At 59.6% G+C, this 21,415-nt stretch carries 18 protein-coding genes; 5 read left to right on the top strand and 13 right to left on the bottom strand.

Annotation, left to right across the window (positions count from 1 at the left end):
* Positions 1-87: 87 nt before the first annotated feature.
* Positions 88-375, top strand: a complete 288-nt coding sequence (locus tag DSOUD_RS00175) for a hypothetical protein (RefSeq protein WP_053549096.1) — start codon at positions 88-90, stop codon at positions 373-375.
* Positions 376-484: 109 nt separating this feature from the next.
* On the opposite strand, the gene DSOUD_RS00170 is transcribed toward DSOUD_RS00175, so the two are convergent.
* The 12 genes from DSOUD_RS00170 to DSOUD_RS00120 all read right to left on the bottom strand — a co-directional run bounded on the left by DSOUD_RS00170 (position 485) and on the right by DSOUD_RS00120 (position 14,545).
* Positions 485-1,897 (bottom strand): hypothetical protein, encoded by a 1,413-nt coding sequence (locus tag DSOUD_RS00170; RefSeq protein WP_053549095.1) that lies wholly within the window; start codon positions 1,895-1,897, stop codon positions 485-487.
* A gap of 154 nt (positions 1,898-2,051) precedes the next feature.
* A complete protein-coding gene (locus DSOUD_RS00165) occupies positions 2,052-3,455 on the bottom strand; it encodes a hypothetical protein (RefSeq protein ID WP_053549094.1) in 1,404 nt (467 codons plus the stop codon).
* A gap of 265 nt (positions 3,456-3,720) precedes the next feature.
* A complete protein-coding gene (locus DSOUD_RS00160) occupies positions 3,721-4,815 on the bottom strand; it encodes a rhodanese-like domain-containing protein (protein WP_157671681.1) in 1,095 nt (364 codons plus the stop codon).
* A 122-nt stretch (positions 4,816-4,937) separates the two neighbouring features.
* Positions 4,938-6,656, bottom strand: coding sequence for an FG-GAP repeat domain-containing protein (locus DSOUD_RS00155; RefSeq protein WP_053549092.1), 1,719 nt, complete (start codon positions 6,654-6,656; stop codon positions 4,938-4,940).
* 124 nt (positions 6,657-6,780) lie between these two features.
* Positions 6,781-8,145, bottom strand: coding sequence for an alginate export family protein (locus tag DSOUD_RS00150; RefSeq protein WP_053549091.1), 1,365 nt, complete (start codon positions 8,143-8,145; stop codon positions 6,781-6,783).
* A gap of 95 nt (positions 8,146-8,240) precedes the next feature.
* A complete protein-coding gene (locus DSOUD_RS18220) occupies positions 8,241-8,390 on the bottom strand; it encodes a hypothetical protein (RefSeq protein ID WP_157671680.1) in 150 nt (49 codons plus the stop codon).
* 337 nt (positions 8,391-8,727) lie between these two features.
* Positions 8,728-9,219 (bottom strand): TlpA family protein disulfide reductase, encoded by a 492-nt coding sequence (locus DSOUD_RS00145; protein WP_053549090.1) that lies wholly within the window; start codon positions 9,217-9,219, stop codon positions 8,728-8,730.
* A gap of 239 nt (positions 9,220-9,458) precedes the next feature.
* The gene (gene mce / locus DSOUD_RS00140; protein ID WP_053549089.1) at positions 9,459-9,866 is read right to left on the bottom strand and encodes a methylmalonyl-CoA epimerase; all 408 of its coding nucleotides are present in this window, start codon (positions 9,864-9,866) and stop codon (positions 9,459-9,461) included.
* A gap of 182 nt (positions 9,867-10,048) precedes the next feature.
* Positions 10,049-10,417 carry a four helix bundle protein gene (locus DSOUD_RS00135; protein ID WP_053552232.1) on the bottom strand — a complete coding sequence of 123 codons (369 nt, stop codon included), beginning with the start codon at positions 10,415-10,417 and terminating at the stop codon, positions 10,049-10,051.
* Between the two features lie 76 nt (positions 10,418-10,493).
* The gene (meaB, locus tag DSOUD_RS00130) at positions 10,494-11,468 is read right to left on the bottom strand and encodes a methylmalonyl Co-A mutase-associated GTPase MeaB (RefSeq protein ID WP_053552231.1); all 975 of its coding nucleotides are present in this window, start codon (positions 11,466-11,468) and stop codon (positions 10,494-10,496) included.
* Positions 11,469-11,635: 167 nt separating this feature from the next.
* Complete coding sequence (scpA, locus tag DSOUD_RS00125; RefSeq protein WP_053549088.1) at positions 11,636-13,780, bottom strand: methylmalonyl-CoA mutase; 2,145 nt, start codon at positions 13,778-13,780, stop codon at positions 11,636-11,638.
* 204 nt (positions 13,781-13,984) lie between these two features.
* Entirely contained in the window at positions 13,985-14,545 is a 561-nt protein-coding gene (locus DSOUD_RS00120) for a helix-turn-helix domain-containing protein (RefSeq protein ID WP_053549087.1), read from the bottom strand.
* 322 nt (positions 14,546-14,867) lie between these two features.
* Between DSOUD_RS00120 and DSOUD_RS00115 the strand changes: the two genes are divergently transcribed.
* The 4 genes from DSOUD_RS00115 (at position 14,868) to DSOUD_RS00100 (ending at position 18,381) form a co-directional block, all read left to right on the top strand.
* Complete coding sequence (locus DSOUD_RS00115) at positions 14,868-15,950, top strand: hypothetical protein (protein ID WP_053549086.1); 1,083 nt, start codon at positions 14,868-14,870, stop codon at positions 15,948-15,950.
* A 61-nt stretch (positions 15,951-16,011) separates the two neighbouring features.
* Positions 16,012-16,758, top strand: a complete 747-nt coding sequence (gene mqnB, locus DSOUD_RS00110; protein ID WP_053549085.1) for a futalosine hydrolase — start codon at positions 16,012-16,014, stop codon at positions 16,756-16,758.
* Positions 16,755-17,585 carry a menaquinone biosynthesis family protein gene (locus DSOUD_RS00105; RefSeq protein WP_053549084.1) on the top strand — a complete coding sequence of 277 codons (831 nt, stop codon included), beginning with the start codon at positions 16,755-16,757 and terminating at the stop codon, positions 17,583-17,585. The genes mqnB and DSOUD_RS00105 overlap by 4 nt, the downstream gene beginning before the upstream one ends.
* 580 nt (positions 17,586-18,165) lie before the next feature.
* The gene (locus DSOUD_RS00100) at positions 18,166-18,381 is read left to right on the top strand and encodes a hypothetical protein (protein ID WP_053549083.1); all 216 of its coding nucleotides are present in this window, start codon (positions 18,166-18,168) and stop codon (positions 18,379-18,381) included.
* Between the two features lie 128 nt (positions 18,382-18,509).
* Here DSOUD_RS00100 and DSOUD_RS00095 read toward each other — a convergent pair whose 3' ends face one another.
* Positions 18,510-21,410: an ATP-binding protein gene (locus DSOUD_RS00095; RefSeq protein ID WP_053549082.1), complete on the bottom strand. Its 2,901-nt coding sequence runs from the start codon at positions 21,408-21,410 to the stop codon at positions 18,510-18,512.
* Positions 21,411-21,415 lie beyond the last annotated feature (5 nt).

The following is a 21,415-nucleotide window of genomic DNA, read 5'->3' as shown; positions in this document are numbered from 1 at the left end:
CATGTTATATTTTTGAGGAGGCGCGCTCGAAGTCTGCAGATTAACGCCGATGGGTTTTGAAACAGAAATTTTCAATGGAGGACGCCCATGAAATGTCCCATGGTCGTATTATTGCTTCTGCTGGTCGCCGGGTGCGCCTGGCAGCCTGGCCATTGGCGCTGGCAGCACCCCGACGCCCATTACGCGGAGCAATACCGCTGGCGCGATATTTTCGAGTGCGAGGACTATGCGCTCAGGGTAGCCTCGAATGGTCCACCCTTTGCCGTCACTCAAGCTCGGGATTATGGTGGCTGGGGAAATTTGGATTTCGAGTTATGCATGGAGGGGCTGGGGTGGAGTCTGGAATTCCTGCCCGGCAAGAAGCGATCCCGATAACCTTTCCTGTGCCGAGGCTGGGGAGATTTTCCCAGAGTAACCATTCGACCTTTGAACAACGACCCGGTCTGGGCTCGGCCCCTCTTTTATCTGGGGGAACTGCCGACCCTCAGGGACCCTCCCACTGCAGCTGGAGATAGGCCTGTCCTCCACCGTCCGCCTTTTCATTCAACAACAGCAGGAACGCGGTTTGGTCGTCTCCGATGGGGGCAAAATCGAGAATGAACATGGGAATCGGCGCAAAACTGTGTTCCGCCCGAAGACCCGCCTCGAGATATTCGACCCGCACCAGCACATCGTCCCCTTGCGCTTGCCCGATGAACGCCATCCCCTCGCGGCGACCGCGCCGGATGGTCACAACCGACTTATCGACGCCCTTGACCGTTCGGGGAGGGAGTGACCAGTATTTTTCCAGAACCCTGTCCTCTTTAGCAAAGCCGGAGCGATAACCGGGCTCTTCGATCCGAACCGCCACCTCGGCCCCGGCGAAGGGGCCGAAATCCTCCAGCAAAGCGCCCCCCGGCACGAGATCTCCGCTCAGAAGGTTGACCAATGCCAGCCTTCCGGGCTCCACCCAGGCGAGGCCAAGATCGGCATCGAGAGGTGTCAATGCAAAGAGGCCGCGCTGTCCCCAGAAGAGAGGATCCCTTTGCGCGGACGGGGGGAAAGGAAGAACCGGTCCGTCATAAAGACTGAATGTTCCCCGTTGCTGAATGGCACCAGCTCGATCCCCCCCCAATCGGGCATAACCGGCCGTCGGCGCGCCGGAGGTCTGCAGGACGGCTCCGTCCCACAGTAATGGCTGGGACCAGATCCGGCTGTTTGTTCCTTCATAGATGCTGTGGATATCTTCCGCCCAGACTGCGGCCAAAAGGACTTCGGGAGTCCCCCTGACCTTCATCCTGCTGAGAAAGAGCGGGCGCCACCCCGATCCGGGGGCGGAAACCAGGTCACTCTTTTCCATCTTGCCGCCTGACAGGGTCAGGACCGTCACCCCGTTTTTTGCCAGCAAGGCGACCCGGATCTTGTCCCCCTCACTCCCCAAATCGACGAGGGACCGGGGTTTCATGTCCAGCAACAGCGGGGACGCCGGAATAACACCCTGCAGAGGGGGCGAATTCGCCACCGGCGCCGTTGCCAAAACGCCGACCGTTTTTGGGCCGCCCTGACCCCGGAAAAGCTTTTCCAGAGCCAGTATGGCGCCGTCATTCCCCCGGCGCAGGACCGCCAGCGGTCCTGCCCCCGAAGTCTGGATTTCCAGAATCACCCCTTCGGCACCCGTGAGCGCGTCCGCATCGGTCCGTACGGCGAAACCCCTGGCAAGCAATACCTCGAGCCAGGGGAGCATTTCGGCGGAAAGCCCGGGGGCGCTGCCTCCGTTTTTGACCAGGATCGCCTCTTTCGGTCCCTGCCAGGCGTCGAGTGCCGTTGTGATCCCAGACGCAGCGGCCATGGCGAGTCCGGTCATCAGCAACAGAAAACAGCCGGTGGAGAACAACAGGGCAAAAGTACCTCGGCGCATGGCAAACTCCCTTGGTCAAGTCAGCGACGGGACAGGAGAAAATCCCTGTCGATCGACCGGGGGTTGGCCCCCGATTTCAGATAGTAGCCGGTTGTCACGGCAAAAGCAAAAAAAGGGTCCCCGAAGGGACCCTTTGAGGTTAAGAAAAGACCGGTCAATAGGTCCAGCCCAGGGTCAGCATGTGAACATAGGCGTTATCATCGGCACCGACCTGATCCTGGAGGCCATCCCCTGGGACAAAGGTGGAAAAGATGTAGTCGACGGCAAAGTTCTTGTCGAAAGCGTACATCGCCTGCAGATCGAAGGTGGTACCGGCGTAATCGTCGACTTTCTGCCCCGGATTTTTAACGTTGATCAGGTTACCGGTCTCGTCATACCAGATGAAAAACGCCTGGGTCTTGTAGGAGAGATTGGGGAGGAGAGCGCCGAGATCACCCTTGGTGCCGACGGCAATCAGCTTCTGGCCGGGGTTGTTCCCCGAACCGCCGTTACCGATGCCCCCATAGGCGTCGCCGCCCCCTGCCCGCTCCGGTGCATAGGCATAGAGAGAGGCCCCGTAGGGGCTGGCCCCGGAGGCGAGATGTTCGCCGAGAATGTTGCCGTCCATCCCCATCAGCGGGGTAAAGCGGCCGATATCGGTGATGCCGACGAAACCCTCGACGTCATTGTCGGCCGAGTTGTCATCCCCCTGGGTATAGCGCGCGGCGACATAGGGATTGAAGGCCTTGGTGACCGGCACTTCAACTCCGGCAAACAGCGCCAGGGAGTCGATGTCCTTGCCGTTGTCGAAATCCCCCTGCGCCTTGATGATTTCAAAGGAGGGCGCGATCGGACCGAGATGGCCGAGAATTTCCAGACCGTAATAGGTCACCGTCGCCAACTTGGCGCGATTGTCGCTGAAGGCGGCCAGCGGGCTGATCGTCAGCTTGCCGATGCCGGTATCGATGGTCTGGTCGACCTTGAGGGTGTAAACCCGCCAGTCATTGGTGACGGTCGCATCGGCGGCGCCAAGGATCTCGTCATTCTGAATCGGCAAATAGAGGAGCTGATACTTGGTGCTGTCGGTCAGGGCGCCGCCCAGAGCCAGAAAGGGGTGGTCGTCGCCATAAAGGAGACCGCCGGATTTGATATCGAGGGCACGGATATCCCAACCGGTAGAAATGTCGAGGTACTTGCAGAAAGTGTAGCCGATTTCGGCCCGCTCGATGCCGAATTCACCTCCGGCGTTGGTTTGCTGTTGAGGAGTCCCAGTGTAATAGGAACGATCGGCGTTGTTCTTGTTCATGATCGCGTCGACCTCGGCGATCATCTTCACCCGCCACTTCTCCCCGGAGGCTTTCCAGCCGAGCCGCAACTCGGCGCGCATATGCTCGCCGGAGGTCCATCCCCCCTCGTTGAGGGTCGGTTTATCCTGAAGATCATCGTTAAAATCAAAGTTACTGTAGAACGTCGGTTTGACCTTGGCGGTGCCGAAGAACTCCACAGCCGCCAGCGCCTGTGTTGCAAAACCAAGGATCCCCAACGCAGCCAAGCCAAAAATCCATCCTTTCCTCTTCATGAAGCCTCCTTTTCAATTTAGACATGAAAAAACACGTTTCTCTGACTGAACCGCCCACCCTCTTCTCTGGCAAGGGCCGCAGTAAACCTGTGTGAAAATAACAGAGGCTTGATAGTCAGTCAAGAGTTAATAAAACGTAGTTCTATCTATTTCAAACAAGGGCCAACGGAGAGTAACCTTTGAAATGACTCCCTTCCCTTCCATCAACGAAAAATGCCCCGACCCAAAAAGGGCCGGGGCTGACAGCAGGGATGACGGTACAGAACTACCGGATGGTGTAGCTGCCGTCGGCAGCAAAATCGACATTCCGGTTGAGAAAGCGGGTCGTCTTGACGCCTGCCTCTTCGGCGGCGTAGTAGGCCGAGGCGCAGCGGCTGCCGGCTTTGCAGTAAAAGACAACGTTCTTGCCTCTGATTTTGTCTGTGTTTTCGCCGATCTTATCGTCGAGGATGTTGATCGCCCCGGGAAGGTGGGCTTTTTTGAAGTCCGCTTCGGAGCGGACATCGATAAGGAGAAATCCTTCGGGCTGTTCAGCCATCAGCCTGAGCAGTTCATCTTTCCTGATTTCCCCCGTGGACACCTTCTCCTCCGCCGGTGAGGACTTGCCGCCGTCCCTGGAATTGACGAGGGCAAATGCGCGGGTCGAACTTTTTTCCCACGCCGGCCAACCTTCGGCGAAGACCCGCACGTCCGTGTACCCCATCTCCCGTGCTTTGGTCGCCGCCTTTCGGGAAAAGTCGCTCTCGAGACCGCCGCAGAAGAAGATCAGCTCGGTGGCCTTGTCGCCGGGGAGGAGCCCCTTGAGCTTGTCCCACTCCCGAAAGGGGAGATTGAGCGACCCGGGAATCGTCCCCTCGTTGTACTTGGCGGTCGGCCGAGCATCGACGATCAGGGCGATGCGGTCGCGGTCATTGAGAATCATCTTGAGGTAACTGGCCGAAACCCAAAGGGTTTTTCCGCCCCTGGTCCAACCCGGCTCTCCTTCGGCGAAGACGGAGATGTTGGTATACCCAAGACTGACGGCGAGATGGGCGGCCCTGGTGGAAAGGTCGCATTTGAGGCCGCCGCAGAAGAAGACCAGCTTCGTCCCCTTCTCCGCCGGAAGTTCATCGATCCGCTCCTTCATCTCCTGCCAGGGGAGGGACTGGGCCCAGGGAAGGTGCCCTTGGCTGTAATAGACTTCCGGACGGGAATCGAAGAGCAGGTAGTTGCCGTCCTGGGGATTCCGGGAGATCATTGCCTCCACCTCGGCGAGGGGAACAATCTTCACCTTGGCGGGGGCAGCCAGGACGGGGGCTGCCAGAAGCCCGAAGACTCCGATCAATAAAAGGGCACACCGTAAATTCTGTCTGGGAATCAAGCAAACCTCCTGTTCAGGTTAGGGTCCGGTCCTTTCGGCCAATCAAATTCAAAGGTTGCTAGGCGACCAGGGACGTGTCGTGGTAAGTGACGGGAGGGCAAATTACTCCCTCCAGAACAGGATCATAGTCCTATCGGCAGAGCGAGTAAAAAGCTGTTGCCCGTGCCGGTGAGGATCGATCCAGACTTGGCGCTGACAAGCAGGACCCGTTTACCGTCAACGGCCAGTCCCTGAACGGGGCGGTCCAGCTCATCGCCGAGTCGGCCGCGGACAAAGGAGCCGTTGTCGTAGCGCAGCACGACCAGCCAAGCCTTGTTTATATTCGGGCCGAGGCCGGGGGCACGCAGGAAGGATCCCTCGGCGGCAATCGCCACAAGTTCAAGCTTGCCGTCGCCGTCCAGATCGGCCGCCACCGGCGGAATTTCCAATGGTTCGGTGGTAAAAAGCTGATCTGCAGCGCCGGGATTGCGACTGAATGTCATCGCGGAAGAACTGCCGCCCATCTGCTGCGGCGACTCGTAGAGACGTTGCTGCCCATTATAAACGGAGAGGACCCGACGGCGCACAAAAATTGCTTCCGGGCGACCGTCACCGGTCAGGTCGGCCAGGAGGCTTCCCTGCACCGGAAATACTCGGGGAAGCTCAAGGGACGGACGGCGCGTCTCCACCTTGCCGTCCACGAGATACAACTCTTTGATTTGGCGACCAAAAAAAGTGTCGCGGTCAAAGTTCTGACCCAGGAGCATTTCGCAGATGCCGTCTCCGTCTTGATCGAAACTTCCGAGAATGTAAGGGAGACCTTCACGAACCGGCGTGAACCGATCACCCTCCAGCTGAAAAATCGACCCGGAGACGGTATGCGGCATGGCGGTGGTCACCGCCTGGTTTTCCTCTACGGAAGAGGTCACCGCCAGATAGAGGGGGCCGCCGGTCACCGGCTGCCACCAGTGCAGGGCCAAAAGTTTGCCGGAACGCGCGGTGCCCCCCCGGGCCAGGGGCGTCAGCGTCTCCGCCACGGTAAACGCCTGAAAGTCTCCGCCGTCGGTAGTAGCCAGCAGCATCCGGTCACCCAACCTGGCAAACGCCGCCATGACCGTTCCATCCGGAAGCGAACCGAGGGTCTCGAAGCCGGGATAGACCGCCTGATAGCCGGCCGCCCCCCTGGTTCCTCCGACAGGAGCCCCGTCCCACTTGAGCGGGCCGGCGGCCGGAGTAACCGTTGTTGCTACAGATAGAACCGGGTTCGGGTAAGCGTGAATAACCTGAAACTCGGCATTGTGGACCTGCAGCCCACTCCCGTCGAGAACGAAGAGGAGGGTCGGCCCACCCTTTGCCAGCGCACCGGGGATCTGCGGACGATCGACCTGGGCGGCGGCATAATCCTGCCAGTCCAGCCTGGGGAGAGCCGTCTTGAGTTTCGTGAAGAGTTCGCTCCCCTGATCCGTGTAGTCCCAGAAGAGGGCCGGGATGTTTTCGTAACGACGGATGACATCGCCCGGTTTGAGATCCTCGGTCCGGCCGAGCGGCCGAGCATAAGAGTACCCGGCCTTGACCCGGGTCACCTGCAGAACACCCTTCACCTGGTCGAGGGTTCCCAAGACTTTTTTGGTCACCGGATGAACGATCTTTCCCCCCTCCTGGACGACGACAAAAAGATCGCCGACCGCCACCCCCTTGCCGGCATCCTGGTCGATGAGGAACTCGTCGCCCGTCGCCATGACGAGGTACCCTGAGAGAGGCTTGAAATCCCGGACGACCTCGTCGAGGAGCGCCGCTCCGGCCAAGACGACCGAACTGAGGTAAAAGAGAGTCGCGAGGACAAGGATGCGTCGCAGGTTCAAGGGACTACCTCCTGTTAGACAGGGAAAGAAGGGGTTACTGCCTTGTGAAACCCCGGGCGAGAAAAAACCGGCCGGGCGCAAGGCCCGGCCGGCAAGGTACCATAACTGCTGAAAAGCGGCAATGTTAGAAGCTGTAACGGACCCGCGCGGTGCTGCGGAAGATGTTGTCCGCATCGCCGCCAACGGCGACGGCATCCACCACCTCATCGGAGAGCAGGTAGCCGGCATTGATGGCTACTTCGACATTAGGATAGAGCTTGTGGCTGATATAGGCGTCGAACTCCGTTCCGATGACGTTACCCTTGGCACCGGAGGCAAGGGTCACGTCCTCGGCGGTCATCAGATAGAGGACGGCCGCACCCATAGCGGTCTTTTCGGTCGCCTTGAAGTCGACGGCCGCTTTGTTAAAAATCATGCCGTAGGTGCCGAGGTAAGGCGCCTCAGTGGCGTAGTTATCATCCGTGTATCCGCCCTCGAAAAGGACCACGCTGTCGAAACGGTCGACGTCGGTCGACATGAAATTGTTGATGTCGCCATCGGTAGCATTATCGTCGCCGGAAGCGTACCAACCGGTGAGGGTGAGGCGGAGCGCGCCGAGATTTGCGCCGACATCGGCGTGGACCAGGTAAGCGCTGACGTCGAGGTTGCCGGGCTGGTCGATGGTGCCGCCCTGATAGATAGCATCCCAGTTGACGAAGAAATTGCCGGGACCGGTCGGGGTGGTGAAGCCACCATCAACCCCCAGGGTGTAGATGCTGTACTGATTGTTACCGAAGCCCTTGATTTCGTTGGAAATAGCACCTGTGCCGTCGAAGGCGTCCTGATGCTGCCAGAGGGCGAAGAGGCCAAGTTTGGTCCCTTCAGCCGGCTTGAGATCGGCGCGGGCCAGCAAGGCGTCCGCATCCTGGAAGGCATTCTGCGAGGCGGCGGTGGGATAGTTTTCCTTGCCGCGAACCCAGCCCAGGGTATAGCCGACAGGACCGGCGTCCCCTTTGAACTGCACACCCATGACCGTCTCGTTCCAGACGAAGCTGTTGAGAGCCAACGGCTGCAGGCCGATCAGGACCCGGGCCTTGCTCTGAACGAAGGGGAGCTGGATATCGGTATAGGCCCAGCGGGTCTCGATATTCACGCCGTCACCCGAGTAGGTCCCGCCGCCGCCCTTGGTGTAGTTCTGGCCGAAGCGGATAGCACCGAGTTCGATGGCGTAAACGCCCTTGACGGCTCCGTCGTTGCTGGAGGCTTCAGTCCACAGGCGATACTTGATGTCGCCCCAGACAGCGCTGTTGGCGTCCTTCTCCACCGGGGTACCGTTATCCGCAAAATTCTTGCCTTCGAGCGTTCCGGCCGCCCGATAGAGTTGAGACTGGTTGGTGTAGAGGTTGAAGCGGTTGTTGAGATCGCCGTGAAAGGCCACGTCGACGGCCAGGGCGGGGGCCGCCATGGCCAGAACGGCCAAGACCGCCAGGAAAATATTCTTTTTTCTCACTATTGCCTCCTGAATTGGAATTTCGATGTCATACCTTTTCGATTTTCTGCGTTCCAGATCGGAATTCACCACGAAAGATCGGGGAGAATTAGTTGTTACTCTCCTCCGGAGGCGGGCACATCAAACTCATAACCACAGGCGGGACACTTGACGCGGGCGGAGCCTTCCTTCTTGCCAGCGGGGACACAGGCAGACAGAGACACGGCGAGCATGGTTACCAACACAAAAGATACCAGCTTTTTCATCCTTTCACCTCCCTTCGGTTGATGATCGTTTTGCTTCTTTGCAAAAGATCAAGTTGCCACAAGAAATAAAACAGTTTTTTCTATTCTACAAAAATGGTGCCAGAATTAGAAGTGCCTATAAAAACCACGATAAAACGGGGATTTCTCTACTTATGCTGTAATTCCGCGACCCTCGACCCGGTCCTTTAACTGTGAATTTCAGCCACACTGTTGAAATTCGGCCACGGTGCCGGACCCTGCGAAACCCGGGGACAAACAATGGGAATTCTAAATTCTTATCCTCAGAAGTCAAGCCGATCCGGTTAAAATACCCCTGCTCTTTCAGCGGCCGGGAGACTTATTCCTTGCCGGCGATCGCCTGCACTTCACGAATCAGGTCCCGGGCGGTCATCAAGCTGCCGTCGCGTCGCACCTTAAAGTCGCGGTCGATGATCAACAATCGCGGAATCATGTACACGGCGTAGGCACGCCGCGCCGTTCCGTCGTCGAGAAGGGCGACAAAGGTCATGGGGAATTTTTCGCCGCTGAGGGTCTCGCGGACCATCTCTTCGGAGTCCTGGAGAAAGACCTCGATCACCGCCACGTCGTTCTCGGCAAGAACCCTCTTGGCGTAAGCGATTTCCTGCGTCTGCTGCTTGCAGGTCGGGCACCAGGTCGTCGCCAGCTTGAGGAGGATGATCCGCCCCTGGTAGTCGGAGAGGCTGACCTCCAGGCCGTCAACGGTCGGCAACTTGAAATCGGGAGGGGTGCTTCCGACCTCGATGGCCAGGGCCGTCCCGGTGCAGAGAAGGAGGAGGACGAGAAGATTCAGTATGATTTTGCTTTTCATGGCAACGCTCCGGAAAGAGTTCAAACTTCTTCGCTCTGACCGCTTCAGTTTAACAATCTTGCCGCCTGCGTCAAGGACGCGGGGAACCGCCCATGTTCTATAATTTTCGAGATCAGTATAGAATTTTAGAACACGATGTCAAGATAAAAAAAACGGCATTTTAATCAGACGCTTGGCCGCTGCCGACGAGGGATAAATAGCGGTTATTTATGAGCCTCTCGTGAGCTTCCGGTAAATTTTCAGTGTGCAGCGCTCTGGCAGAGTTCGGTGAGAACACCGCCGGTCCCCCTGGGGTGAAGAAAGGCGATGGCCGTGCCGTGCGCACCGCGGCGGGGGGTCTCGTCGATAAGGCGCACGTTCTGTTTCTTGAGCTCCTCGAGGGCCCGTTGCAGGTCGTCGACCTCGTAGGCGATGTGATGCACCCCCTGGCCGTTCTTCTCAAGAAACCGGGCCACCGGCGAATCGTCGGACGTCGGCTCGAGGAGCTCGATGCGGCTGTCGCCAATGGCGAAAAAAGCGACCCGGACCTTCTGCTCGGCGACCTCTTCGGTCCCCTCGAAGGTCATGCCGAGGACGTCGCGATAGAGGGGAGTGGCTTCGGCGATGCTGCGCACGGCGATGCCGATGTGGTTGATTTTTTTGGGCAAGGGGAAACTCCTTTGAAAGCAGAATATAGAACACAGAATGTAGAATATAGAAGGTAAAAGGCCGTTGCGAGGGGTTTGTCCTTCTATATTCTTTTTGAGAACAGAATGTAGAATACAGAAGGTAAACCGCCCTTGCGAATAGCTTGTCCTTCTATATTCTATATTCTATATTCTGTATTCCGTTATCTGTGACAAGAATTCAGAATGGCATCAGCATAACTTCTCAACATCTTGCCGATTTCTTCCAGCATGGATCTGAGCTCTGTGGTGTCGCCGTAATCGAGATCCTGGGAGAGGATCAGATAATAGCGCGACTCTTCCAGCGAGCCCTGAGCGATATTCAGAAACCTGGCTTTGTCGGGCTTGCCTCTTTTTTTGAACCCTTCGGCGATATTCGCCGGGACAGATACGGCCGACCGGCGAAACTGAGAAGTCAGTCCATAAACTTCAGCTTTGGGAAATGTTGAGGTGTATTTGTAAACCTCCAACACAAAACGATGGGCCTTCTGCCACACAAGCAAGTCCTGAAAATTTTTCGCACCCTCTCTCACACTCCCCCCCAACCGTCTTAATAAAGGGTCTTCTTCCTTCTATATTCTGTGTTCTGTATTCTAATTTCTGCCCTCTTCAATGCCTCTTGAATGCCTCAAGCAACCGCCTCGCCGCCGCGCTCGGTGTGGTGATCCCGCCGGCGACGGCTTCCTGCACCGGACCGAGGAGGGCTTCGACGTTGCGGTCGCGGAGGAAGAGATCCTTGAGATCATCCATGACCAGGGTCCACATCCAGGCGGTGGCCTGCTGGCGGCGCTTGCGGTCGAACTCGCCGCTTGTCGCCATCGCCTGGCGGTATGCAAGGACCGTCGCCCAGACTTCGGCGATCCCTTCCTGCTGCAGGGCGCTGCAGAGGAGGGCGGGGACGGTCCAATGGGAACTTCTGGGCTTGAGCAGATGGAGGGCGTTGACGTACTGGGCGCGGGCGAGTTCGGCCCGGGGGCGGTTGTCCCCTTCGGCCTTGTTGATGAGGATGGCGTCGGCTATCTCCATGACCCCCTTCTTGATCCCCTGCAGCTCGTCCCCGGCCCCGGGGATCTGCAGCAGCAAAAAGAAGTCGACCATGGAGGCGACGGTGATTTCCGACTGGCCGACGCCGACGGTCTCGACGATGATGACGTCGTAGCCGGCGGCCTCGCAGAGGAGCATCGTCTCGCGGGTCTTGCGAGCGACGCCGCCGAGGGTATCGCCGGAAGGGGAAGGACGGATGAAGGCGTTGGGATCGCGGGCGAGGAGTTCCATGCGGGTCTTGTCGCCGAGGATGCTTCCTCCCGAGATCTGGGAGGAGGGGTCGACGGCGAGAACCGCCACCCGGTGCCCCTCCCCGGTGAGGAGGAGGCCGAGGGATTCGATGAAGGTGCTCTTTCCGGCGCCGGGCACCCCGGAGATGCCGAGGCGGATGGCGTTTCCCGAGGCGGGGAGGAGTTCGTCGAGCAGGGTGGTGGCAGCCACCGAATGGTCGAGGTTGCGGCTTTCAATGAGGGTAATGGCCTTGGCCAGGGCGCGGATCTTCCCCTGTTTCACCCCTTCGGCAATTTCGTGGAGTTTAATCAATGGGAGAACCTTTGAAGAGGGGCTCAGAATGTAGAATACAGAAAACAGAATGGGGCAAGGCATTCGCACCGGCACTTCTTCTATATTCTACATTCTGTATTCTATATTCTGCCTTCCGCAGTTTTTCTTCTATATTCTGTATTCTGTATTCTGTTTTCCCTGACCTACTTCCGCTTCTCCTCAATCGCATCGAGAGTCTCGGTCGCCGATTTGATGATCGGGGTGCCGGGGCCGAAGATGCGGGCGGCGCCGGCCTTGTAGAGTTCGTCGTAATCCTGCCGGGGGATGACGCCGCCGCAGACGATGACGATGTCGTCGGCGCCGAGCTTTTTGAGTTCGGCGGCGAGCTGGGGGACGAGGGTCTTGTGCCCGGCGGCGAGACTGGAGACGCCGACGACGTGGACGTCGTTTTCGACGGCCATCCTCGCCGCTTCTTCGGGGGTCTGGAAGAGGGGGCCCATATCGACGTCGAAGCCGGCGTCGGCGTAGGCGGTGGCGACGACCTTGGCGCCGCGGTCGTGGCCGTCCTGACCCATCTTGGCGACGAGGATGCGCGGACGGCGCCCTTCCTTGGCGGCGAAGTCGTCGATGCGCTTCTTGACTGCGGCAAAGTCTTTATCGTCTGCGACCACGGATCCGTAGGCTCCCGATACGAGTTTGATTTCGGCGCGATGGCGCCCGAAGACCTTCTCCATGGCGTCGGAGATCTCGCCGACGGAGGCGCGCCGGCGGGCGGCCTCGACGGTGAGAGCAAGGAGGTTGCCGTCCTTATTTTGGCAGGCGGCGGTGAGGTCGGCAAGGGCTTGACGGCAGGCAGCCTCGTCCCGCCCGGCACGCAGCTTTTTGAGGCGCTCGATCTGCGACAGGCGCACGGCGGTGTTGTCGATGTCGAGAACCTCGATGGGGTCTTCCTTGGCGAGCTGGTATTTGTTGACGCCGACGATGACGTCGCGTCCAGAGTCGATGGCCGCCTGCTTCTTGGCCGCCGACTCCTCGATGCGCAGCTTCGGCATCCCCGTTTCGATCGCCTTGGTCATGCCTCCGAGCCCCTCGATCTCGTCGAGGATCTTCTGCGCCTCGTCGATGAGGGCGGCGGTGAGCGCCTCGACATAATAGGAGCCGCCGAGGGGATCGACGACGTTGGTGATCCCCGATTCCTCCTGGATGATGAGCTGGGTGTTGCGGGCGATGCGCGCCGACTGTTCGGAGGGGAGGGCGATCGCCTCGTCGAGGGCGTTGGTATGCAGCGACTGGGTGCCGCCGAGAACCGCGGCCATCGCCTCGATGGTGGTGCGCACCACGTTGTTGTAGGGGTCCTGCTCGGTGAGACTCCATCCCGAGGTCTGGCAGTGGGTGCGCAGCATCAGCGATTTGTCGTTTTTCGGGTTGAACTGACTCATCATCTTCGTCCACAGATAGCGGGCGGCGCGGAGCTTGGAGGCCTCCATGAAAAAGTTCATGCCGATGGCGAAGAAGAAGGAGAGGCGCGGAGCGAAGGCATCGATGTCGAGCCCCTTGGCGATGGCGGCGCGCACGTACTCGAGGCCGTCGGCGAGGGTGAAGGCGAGTTCGAGGGCGTTGTTGGCCCCGGCCTCCTGGATGTGGTAGCCGGAGATGGAAATGGAATTGAAGCGCGGCATCTCCTGGCTGGTGTACTCGATGATGTCGGAGATGATGCGCATGGACGGCGCCGGGGGGTAGATGTAGGTGTTGCGGACCATGAACTCCTTGAGGATGTCGTTCTGGATCGTCCCGGCGAGGAGTTCCCGGGAGACCCCCTGTTCCTCGGCGGCGACGATATACATGGCGAGAATCGGCAGGACGGCGCCGTTCATGGTCATGGATACGGAGACCTTGTCGAGGGGGATGGAGTCGAAGAGGATCTTCATGTCGAGGATCGAGTCGATGGCGACCCCGGCCTTGCCGACGTCGCCGACGACCCGCGGATGGTCCGAATCGTAGCCGCGGTGGGTGGCGAGGTCAAAGGCGACGGAGAGCCCCTGCTGGCCGGCGGCGAGATTGCGCTTGTAGAAGGCGTTGGACTCCTCGGCGGTGGAGAAGCCGGCGTACTGGCGCACGGTCCAGGGACGGCCGGCGTACATGGAGGCCATCGGCCCGCGCACGAAGGGGGCGATGCCGGGGAGGGTGTCGGCCGTCTCCAGGTTTTCGACGTCGGCCTTTGTGTAGAGGGGCTTGACATTGATCCCTTCGGCAGTGTTCCACGTCAGGCCGGAAACGTCGCCGGCCTTGATTTCCTTGGCGGCCTTGGCCTGCCAATCCGCAAGGGATTTTTTTTCGAATTTTCCCATGATTTCCATCCTCATAGCCGAGATTCGAGATTCGACCCGACGTGCCCCTGGAGCGGCACGGGATCCCGTAAGAAAAAATAATTACAACGCAGAGATCGCAGAGGAAAACCGCAGAGAAAAGAAGTGAGATTTCGGGTTTGACCTCTCTGCGTTCTCTGAAGCTTTTCTCTGCGATCTCTGCGTTGGAGAGGTTTAGGTCAATTGTCAGCGGGTGACGACGGCGAGGACCTGCACCTCGCTTCCGTCGTAGGACAGGAGGCGGTGTTTGAGGGTGGCATCGAAATAGATGGCGTCCCCCTCTTCGAGAAGGAGCCGCTCATCCTCGAGGATCACCTCGGCCTTCCCCTTGATGATCAGCAGGAACTCCTCCCCCTCATGGTTGTAGAGGGTCTCCTCGCCGGCCCGCTCGGAGACGGTGAGCAGAAACGGTTCCATCTTCTTGTTGCGCTTGCGGAAGGAGAGGGCTTCATAGGTGTAGCCGTGCCCCGTCCCCGCCTTGGAGATGACGCGGCTGACGACCCGCCGCTCCCCGCGCTTGACGACTTCGTATTTGCGCTCCTCCTCCTCCTCCTCGAAAAAGTGCCCGACCTTGACGTTGAAAAAGCGGGCAATTTTGGAGAGGGTGGCGATGGGGGGGGAGACGTTGTTGTTCTCGATCTGGGAGATCAGGGCAGGGGAGAAGCCGGTTTCCCGGGCCACGTCCTGTAACGTCAGTTTGCGGGCCTTGCGCAAGGCCTTGATCTTTACACCGATGTTGAATTCCATAGCCGCCTGCCTTGTTCTATTTAATAGAAAACAGTTTTATTTCATGCCGATATAGCCGAAATAGCTGAAATTGTCAACAAAATCATTTACCCCGGGTAAAAACATTTACTGAAAATAAACCCGGCAGCGGCCGGAAAAAGGTCTGCACCGGGGAAATTGGCCGCGCTTTTTGCGCCGTCGCTCCCCTTGCCCGGCGAACCCGGCGCATATTGACTTTTTCGCGCAAATCCACTATGTTCAGACCTGTGCGGCCCCCGGCGGCCGTATTGTTATTTCAACCTTCCCATGCACCCATGTCAACTCCTTTCAGGAGGCTCCCTTTTTGCTGAACACCAACTTTGATCTCCCCCTCGGCGTCCGCCTGTGGCACAGCGAGCAGCGCCGCCGCGGCCACCGTCTGAAGGAGGGATATACCTTTTCCCCCCTGGAAAATTCTCCCGATTCCTATCGTTTCCTCGCCATGCCCGAGGCGGGGAAGGTGGAGCCCCTTCTGCGGGCCCTGGCCGAATCCCTCCCCGAGGAGATCTTCTTTATCCTCGAATACTACCAGGACCAGCCGGACCCCCAATCGGACGACCAGCCGGAACCGACCGTTTTTTATTCCCCCTACATGCCGACCTCGGAAATCCTCGAGATTCTCAAACCGTACCTGCCGCGCCTGATTCATGACGGCTTCGTCGGCTTCGGCCTGGCCAACAACCGCGCCGGCGCCGAACTCTTCTATTCGGAGGAAAAGGTCCTCTCCTTTTTCACCGACAACCACATCCGCACCATGGATCTCCTCGGCGGCCAGGGATTTCCCTACCGCCCCGATCTCCTCTTCACCACCGATTTCGGTCACGATCACTATTCGTTGCAGTGCCACCCCCGGGAATCGCTCCCGGAGCCCTTCGCCGCCATGAATGATGACGACCTCGACTATCTGAGCTTTTGCCACGAGCTCACCGAATCCCTCGACATGTACCCGGTGGAGGAGGACCTGGCCTTCTTTCTCTCCCGCAGCGAGCAGGACGACATCGAAAACCGGCTCCTTTCCCACCCCGTCTTCGGTGAATTCGCCGAGGAGGACTTCGGCTGCCTTCTCCTCGACTGGAACGATTTCGTCACGGAATGCGAAGCGGGCTTTGAAGGGGACCTCTACGACTACCGTCAGGGGCTGCAGCTGCGGGACATGATCCAGTTCGCCGTCGAGGGGGTTCCCCCTGCCCTCGGCCACAAAATTCTCGACATCATCGCTCCGGCCGACAGCAATTTCCGCAAAAACCTCACCGACGTTCGCAAGCGCCTCGACCCCCCGGGGGAACTTTCGGTGCGCGAGGATCTCTTCTGGTACCGGGGGATCGTCGCCAACCAGGGGGTCGATCTGCGCCGCGACCTGATCCGTCAGGGGTGGTACCAGCCTTGACGCCGGCCGGAGGGGACAGACACTCTCAAAGTCAGGGGACGGCCGTCTCACAGGTTCTGTCATGATCGCCCTGGTCGCCGCCGTCCCGAAGGAAACCGAACTCCTCCGCTGCCGCCTGGCTCCCTGCGAGGTTCGCAACAGCGGCCGCCGCGATCTCTATCTCGGCACTCTCGCCGGTCATGCCGTTTCCCTGATGCACAGCGGCGTCGGCAAGGCCAACGCCGCCTCCGCCGCCACCTCCCTGATCGCGGCGACCCATCCCGATCTGGTGATCAACTTCGGCTGCGGCGGCGCCTACCCGGGAAGCGGCCTGGCCGTCGGCGATCTGGCTCTGGCCTCGGAAGAAATCTACGGCGACGAGGGGGTGCTGGCCCCGGAAGGCTTTCTCAACATGGCCGCCCTCCGCTTTCCCCTCGTCCAGCGCAACGGCACCCGTCATTTCGATTCTTACCCCGTTCCCGGGGGACTCCTCGAAATGGCCCGCCCGCTGGTCGCCGGGGCGGCAAGGGACGCCGGCTGCGTGCTGGCCGTCGGGGCGCTGGTCACGGTATCCACCTGTTCCGGCACCGACGCCGCCGCCCGTGAACTTTCGCGGCGCACCGGCGGCATCGGCGAAAACATGGAAGGCGCCGCCGTCGCCCAGGTCTGCGCTCTTTACGGCGTTCCCTTTCTCGAGCTGCGGGGGATCTCCAACCTCGCCGAGGACCGGGATCTCTCCCGCTGGAATCTCCCCCGGGGAATGGACATCGCCCAGCGGGGGGTCCTGGCACTCCTCGAAGGGATGGAAAAGAGGAGCACCCCGGCATGACCCTCTCCCTCGGCTATTCCCCCTGTCCCAACGACACCTTCATCTTTTACGCCCTGATTCATGGCCGGATAGCCGCCGAGGGGCTCTCTTTCCGGGAGCGCCTCGAGGATGTGGAGACACTCAATTCCCTGGCCCGCCAGGGCGCCCTCGATCTCACCAAGGTGTCCTATCACGCCCTGGGGCATCTGCGCCGCGACTATGCCCTGCTGCACAGCGGCGGCGCTTTGGGACGCGGCTGCGGACCGCTGGTCGTCGCCCGCAGGGAGGCGGCGCTGGAGGACCTCCGCAGCCGGCGGATCGCCATCCCCGGCCTCCTCACCACCGCCAACCTCCTGTTGCAGCTGCACGGATCGGGATTCGACAACCTTGTCGTCCTCCCCTTTCACCGGATCATGGAGGCCGTGTCCTCCGGAGAGGTCGAAGCCGGAGTCATCATCCACGAATCGCGCTTTACCTACCGCGACCAAGGGCTGGTGGAGATCCTCGATCTCGGGGCCTGGTGGGAAGAGGAGACGGGAGCTCCGATCCCCCTCGGCGGGATTCTGGCCCGACGCTCCCTCGGCGCCGAAGTGATCGCCAGGGCCGACCGGGCCCTGCGTCGCAGCGTCGAATACGCCCTGGCCCATCCCGGCGAGGCCAGAGCCTACATCAAAGCCCACGCCCAGGAACTCTCGGACACCGTGATCGACAGCCACATCGCTCTCTACGTCAACCATTTCTCCGTCGATCTCGGGGACGAAGGGATCCGGGCGGTGGAGACCCTCTTCGCCCGCGCCGAGGCCAGGGGGATCCTCCCCCCCCAGGACCTCCCCCTCTTTGTTCCCTGATCGCGTCTGATCCCCGGCCCTCCGGCGTCCCTTGCGGACGGAAATAGTCCCATAAGGGAAAAATACGGGGTTTGTTCCCGGCCGCGGGGGAGATTCGGAGGATTTTTTTCTATTTTTAACGGCCAAATTTGCCGGCCGATTCAAAATAGCGGTCTATTTTCCACTACTTTGCTTACCCTGTTCCGCCCCGGCGTCCCTCCGGAGGCGATCCCGCCCCGGCGTCCAGACCTTCGACCGGCCCGGCCCCCCTCTATTTTTCCTCTGTATTTTAAAGCACCTGCAACTCCCTCCCCCCTCAACGGCTTAATTTGTCGATCCTTTTTTGGTCCCCCCTTTCCGGCAAAAAAAAGGTTGTTCAAACTCCTGAACCTGGCCGATCACGGGTCTGATTTAACCCTCCGATTCTTCGGTGTCGGTGCGACTTCAAAATCCCGGTTTGCACCTCAAAACAAAAAAGAGGCTAACATGCTGTTTTGAAAGGATTTTGTCGAATTTTTGCCTTGCATAAACGGGCGGGTGCTCTATAATCACTTCATCTTGAAAATAATTTTTACCAGATCTGCTCGAAAGGAGAGTTGCCATGAGGTGTCCCGTTTGTAAAAACCGCAAACAGGTCGAAATCGCCCTGCAGTCCGAACAGTTCGCCGAAGATATCGTCGAATGCAGAATCTGCGGCTCGATCTGGTCGGTCAATCACGGTGTCGTCGAACTCGTCAAGGATACCCAGAAGAATTCGTTTCTCGAGGCTCTTTCCGAATGTGTCGAAGGAGACGATTACAACTGGGTCGGAGTCTAGGCTCCGGCAAAGAGGTTGATGCGACAAAAAAAGGCCGCAGCGCTCGGGACATTCCGAGCTCTGCGGCCTTTTTTTCTATCCGGGGGCGCTTTTTCCGCCCCCGGAACTATCTTACAAAAAAACCCTTTTCAGAGGACGGCCTTGAGATACTCGGCGGTCTTTGCCCGCCTTTCCTTCTCAACGGCCCTGGAGTCCACCTCGACGAACATCTCATCCGGGGTGATCTTGAAGAGCGGCTGCCCCTTGGACACGATGACGCCGTCCCCCCCTTCGATGAGGATTTTGTCGATGGTTCCGGAAAAGGGAGCGTAGACCTTGTTGAACATCTTCATGACCTCGATGATGTACAGCGGCTGACCCTTGTCGAAATGCATCCCCGGCTCGACGAACTTGGGCATCCCCGGAGCTTCCTGCCCGTAGTACATCCCGCCGCAGACCGAAACGATCTCGTCGGCCTTGGTGGCCGGAGGGGGAACGAGGATTTTCTTCATCCGCGCCTGCAGTTCGGGGTCGGTCAGGTATTCGGGGATGGTAATTTCCATGTCCTCTTCCACCCGCAGGTCCCAGAACCGGGTGTTCTCGGCGACCAGGAAGATCAGGCCGAGGAGCTCGAGCCCTGCCTCATAACCGAAATGGGCGGAGCGGACCGCTTCCCAGGTTTTGGGGTCGATCCCCCCCTGGGGTTTGTCCTTCTGCAGCAGCTCGTTGAGCTTGAAGTAATCCTCCTTGCCGAGAGCGAACTTCTCCCGCAGGGTGTCGTAGAAGCGCAGCCCCTTCTCCAGCAGGGCGGCGTCGTGGCTCCAGATCACTTCGGCCGCCGGCTCTTCGGGGCGGAAGCTCATGTTCAGATAGCCGTAGGTTTCATCGAGAATCACCAGGGGATTTCGCAGCCAGACGACCTTGCCGGCCTCGATGCGGAAGTTTTTCTTGTTGAGGCTCAGCCAGCCAGAGAGGACGTGGGGATCCTCGAGGAGGCGCTCCATCGGCCGGGTGAGCAGCGTTCCTTTGCGGTCGAGAATCTCGGAGATGTTCTTGAGTTCGGCGTTAACAACCTCGGGCTGATCGGCAAAACGCTCGGAGATCTCCTTGGCGTAGTGTTTCTTCATCTGCAGAAATGCGTAGATGGGGTCGAGCTTGCTCGCCTCTTCCTTGAGAATCCCCACCAGGGTCAGGTAGGGGACGACGAAACGGGTGGTCGGCTTGGCGTTGACATTGGTGCCGATGAACCAGTTGACCAGTCCGTAGTGGAATTCAAGGTTGGTGGCCAGATCGGTGCCGCGGATCTTGGTGTGGCAGAGGACTTTGGCGAGGGACTCATAGCTGTCGAGGCGGTCCTCACCCTTGGTCAGGAGTAGGGCGATGTTGGAATCGTAGGCCCCGGCGACCTTGTAGCGCATGAAGAGCCCGGTATCCGGATTGACCATGCAGATCCCCTGGTCGTCGCGGATCTCCCCTTCGAGGGGTTTGGACCAGTAGCGGATCATCCCCCCGGCGTGGGGGGAGAGGGAGGCGTCGGTGGCATTGAGGCGCGCCTCGGCGCTGGCGTTGAAACGGACGATCCGCTCCGGCTTGGGGAGGCGCTCCTTGTGCCGCGCCAAAAGCGCCATGGCCTCGACCAGGGACTCGACGATGAAGAAATCCTTTTTATCCTTGGGATTGGTGAATTTGAGGCTGTAGCAGAGTTCGGTCACCCGGTGTTCCACCTGGATGCGGGTGTTGACCTCCATGAAGAAATGGCGGTCGCGGTCGACGATGCACTCGAAAGTCGACGCCGAATCGAGGCCGACGGCCAGACCGAAACGCTCCGACTCCTCCTCCATCCGCTTGAGGACCTTGAGATCCGATTCGAGAGCCGCAATCTCCCCCTTCCTCCCGGCGGCCTTGGCGCGGGCGATGGCTGCGGAGAGCCCCTCCTGGGTGACGGAGACTTCGAGAAGTTTCTGTTCGTGCATCTGCAGCGAGCAGTCCCGTCCGCCGAGGGCGATACACCACTGACCGTTGCCGAGGAGCTGAATCTCGTTGTGGCGGGTCTGCTCGATATTGAGCTCGATGAGGACGTTCTTGTTGTCGCCGACGCCGTTGGCCTTGACCTCGTTGAGAATTTCCCGCACCAGCCCCGGAGCTTCGGCGGCCGCCGCGGCGATCTGGGCGTCGCTGGGATTCTTGACGGTGAGCAGGGAGACGCCGAGGATGCGCTGCCCCTTGCCGCCGCCGCCGCCGATGGCCTTGAGGCGAATCCGGCTCTGGGGATAATTCCTGAACATCTCCATCGTTTCGATCTGCACCTGGGCGCAGAGTTCCTCGACGGAGAAGAGGTCGATCCCCTTGGCATAGGCGGCAAAGAGGATCTGGTCGGCCAGGGCCTCGAGGGTGAGGGTGGTATCCTTGAGGACCTTGGCGTCGACCTTGAGATCGTCGGCCTTGACGAGGGCCAGGAGCGCCTCCCGACTTTTGTGCTTCTTCACCAGGGTCCGGGCGGTGACGTTGTCGATGCCGGGGGTGACAGAGACGTTGACGGAGAGGGCGGTGCGCTTGGCTTCGTCCTTCTTCCCCGCTCCCGTCTGGGTGGCGGCGCAGGGGCCGATGAACTTGAGGCCGGCATTTTCGATGGCGGCAACGAACTCGTCATCCTCGGCCATGAAACCGTAGCCGGCGAAAACCGCGTCGTAATCATTGTCCCGGGCGATCTGGATGATCTGATTGATGCGCTCGACCCGCTCCTCCTTGCTCGCCCCGGAATAATCGGGGACCCGGTGAACGCGGGTGGAGTCGGTGAGCTTGCGGAGTTCGGGAGCCAGGGCGTTGGGATAGACGATGGAATCCTTTTCCGAGAGGAGGATCCCGTAATGGGCGATCCCCATCTCCTCATAGACGTCCATCGCCTCCTTGCGGATCGGCCCGCGGCAGACGATGAGGGGTTTGAGGTCCTCACAGGAGAAGGAGCGCACCCACTCGGAGGAGGCCTGACCCAGTTTGCGGTCCTTATGAATCAGGGGGTTGTTTATGTAGTAATCGATTTGCTGTGCCATCGGTT

It is taken from the genome of Desulfuromonas soudanensis (genome assembly GCF_001278055.1).
GTDB lineage: Bacteria > Desulfobacterota > Desulfuromonadia > Desulfuromonadales > WTL > Deferrimonas > Deferrimonas soudanensis.
The sequence above is the reverse complement of the archived record's forward strand: the minus strand, read 5'-3'. Positions and strand labels throughout refer to the sequence as shown.